The following is a 2,528-nucleotide window of genomic DNA, read 5'->3' on the forward strand; positions in this document are numbered from 1 at the left end:
GTAAGCGTCTAGCTAACTCACCTTGCGTATCTGTATCACAGGCTGCACGGGTAGCTGTATCACACGCTGAACGCTTACCGTGTATCACATCGTGAACGCCCAAAAAATCAGTGCGAGACTATTACGGGTAGGCTGTTTGGGGTGATACACCGCTGTGGTTACATGCCTGCTTCAGGCTGTATCCACTGATGCGGCAGCAGTTGACTGATTTCGCTTGCCCGCTGCGTTGGTAGCCGCATGAGCACGTCCTTCAGGTAGGCGTACGGATCGTGACCGTTGAGGCGTGCTGACTGGATCAGGCTCATGATCGCAGCCGCCCGTTTGCCGCTGCGTAGTGAACCGGCAAACAGCCAGTTCGAGCGCCCCAATGCCCAAGGCCGAATCTGGTTCTCGACCTGATTGTTGTCGATGGGCACGGCCCCATCTTCCAGATAGCGCGTCAGCGCTAGCCAGCGTTTTAGGCTGTAATCCAGGGCTTTTGCCGTGGCTGATCCATTGGGCACCCGATCACGCTGGGCCAGCATCCAGTCATGCAGCGCATCGAGGATCGGTGAAGACTTTTCCTGGCGTATTCGCCAGCGTTCTTCATCGCTCATGTGCCGTGCTTGCCGCTCGATTTCATACAGCCCGGCAATGGAGTGCAGCGCCTGTTCGGCTAACTGGCTTTTGTTCGCTGAGTGCAGATCGAAAAATTTGCGGCGGGCGTGGGCCATGCAGCCAATTTCGGTGATGCCCTGCTCGAAGCTGGCCTTGTAGCCGGCGAAGTCGTCGCAGACCAGTTTGCCATTCCACTGACCCATAAAATTGCGCGCATGCTCACCTGCACGGCTTGGGCTGAAGTCATAGACCACGGCCTTCAGGTCGGCGAAGGGTGTGGTGCAGTATGCCCAGACGTAAGCCCGGTGGGTTTTCTTCTCGCCAGGGGCCAGCATTTGCACGGGGGTTTCGTCGGCATGGATCACGCCTTGCGCCAGTACCGCCTCGCGCAGGGCATCGACCAATGGTTGGAGCTGTACGCCGGTTTGTCCGACCCACTGCGCCAATGTCGAACGCGCGATAGCCAGACCCGCACGGCCAAAGATCTTCTCTTGCCGGTACAGCGGCAGATGATCGGCGTATTTGGCCACCATGACATGAGCCAGCAAGCCGGCAGTCGGGATGCCCTTGTCGATCACCTGGGCTGGTACCGGCGCCTGGATCAATGTTTCGCACTGGCGGCAGGCCCACTTGCCACGCACATGCTGTTCGACGGTGAACACGCCAGGCGTGTAATCCAGCTTTTCGCTGATGTCTTCGCCGATGCGTTGCAGCGGGCAGCCGCAGGCGCATTGAGTGTTCTGCGGCTCGTGACGGATCACAGTACGCGGAAACTGGGCTGGCAGCGGCGCGCGCTTGGGCTGTTGGCGGGGTTCAGCCGGAGCCGCCGGAGGATTGAGGGTTTTCAGTTCCGCCTCGATGGCGGCGATGTCCGTGTCGAGCAAATCATCCAGCAGGCTGCCCTGTTCAGGGCTTAGTTGCTCGCTACGCTTGGCGAACTTGTGGCGCTTGAACCAGGCGATTTCGTGGGTGAGCTGCTCGATGATGGTTTGATCACGGTGGATCTTTTTGCCCATCGCATCGACCTGCGTGAGCAACTGGGCGGCCAGTGCGCGCAGTTGCTCAGGTGTTAGTTGGTCGAGATTGGGCAAGGAAGTCATGCCGCTGATTGTGCCAGAGCAGGCGATCCGCGCAGATAAAGCGATAGGCTAATGGCCGGCGCTACAGCATTGTGATCGCACCGGCTGCACCAGCCCGCTGCCAGGGTAAACCGAGCACCAAAGCCTGAAGCTGCTCGGTGTCGAGTTCAACCTCCAAGCCGCGGTGGATGCCTGGCCAGTGAAACTTGCCTTGGTTCAATCGCCGCGCGGCCAGCCAGATCCCTACACCGTCATGCACCAACACTTTCATGCGGTTGGCGCGGCGGTTGGCGAACAGATAAGCACAGTGCGGCTTCGCCGCACCGAATACCGCCACTACACGGGCCAATGCGGTTTCGGTGCCGGCGCGCATGTCCATCGGCTCGGTGGCCAGCCAGATGCGATCGATGCGAATCATGCGAGCAGCCCGCGCAGCAAGCGTGTACAGCCTTCGCCGTCCTGCACCGGCCAGTGCACCGACAGACTGCCGGCGTGGTAGGGGATTTCGATTCGTATCGTCAGCTCTTCAGAGCTGGCCTGCTCTGAAGGCAGGATGCCGAGCGGCACAGGGATAAAGCGTGCAGATACGACCGGTAGCGGCTCGCGCTGCTTACGAATCCATTTATGCACCAGGTTGGCATTGAGCCCGTGGCTGAGCGCCACGCCGGCGACGGAAGCACCGGACTGGGCGCACTCTTCGATGACCTGGGCCTTGAAAGCCTTGGGGAATGTACGGCGCTGTCGAGACACGAAACCCTCCAGAAAGTGGCTTGAAATGGTGTCCACCAAAAATAGGTGCACACCATGCCGCTATCTGGAAGAAGCGGGGAGATGGGTTCGGCGGACGGTTAC

3 protein-coding genes are annotated in these 2,528 nt (G+C 59.8%); all 3 read right to left on the bottom strand.

Features of this window, described 5'->3' with window-relative positions:
- Nucleotides 1-158 precede the first annotated feature (158 nt).
- On the bottom strand, nt 159-1,697 hold the full coding sequence (locus tag ACIGHL_RS22740; protein ID WP_023911545.1) for an IS66-like element ISSal1 family transposase: 1,539 nt from the start codon (nt 1,695-1,697) through the stop codon (nt 159-161).
- Between the two features lie 61 nt (nt 1,698-1,758).
- Nucleotides 1,759-2,094, bottom strand: a complete 336-nt coding sequence (tnpB, locus tag ACIGHL_RS22745) for an IS66 family insertion sequence element accessory protein TnpB (protein ID WP_146760192.1) — start codon at nt 2,092-2,094, stop codon at nt 1,759-1,761.
- Nucleotides 2,091-2,426 carry an IS66-like element accessory protein TnpA gene (gene tnpA / locus ACIGHL_RS22750; RefSeq protein WP_023911066.1) on the bottom strand — a complete coding sequence of 112 codons (336 nt, stop codon included), beginning with the start codon at nt 2,424-2,426 and terminating at the stop codon, nt 2,091-2,093. Before tnpA ends, tnpB begins: the two co-directional genes overlap by 4 nt.
- Between the last annotated feature and the right edge of the window lie 102 nt (nt 2,427-2,528).

Origin of the sequence: Pseudomonas sp. NPDC077451, assembly GCF_044543345.1 — a bacterium.
Lineage (GTDB): Bacteria > Pseudomonadota > Gammaproteobacteria > Pseudomonadales > Pseudomonadaceae > Stutzerimonas.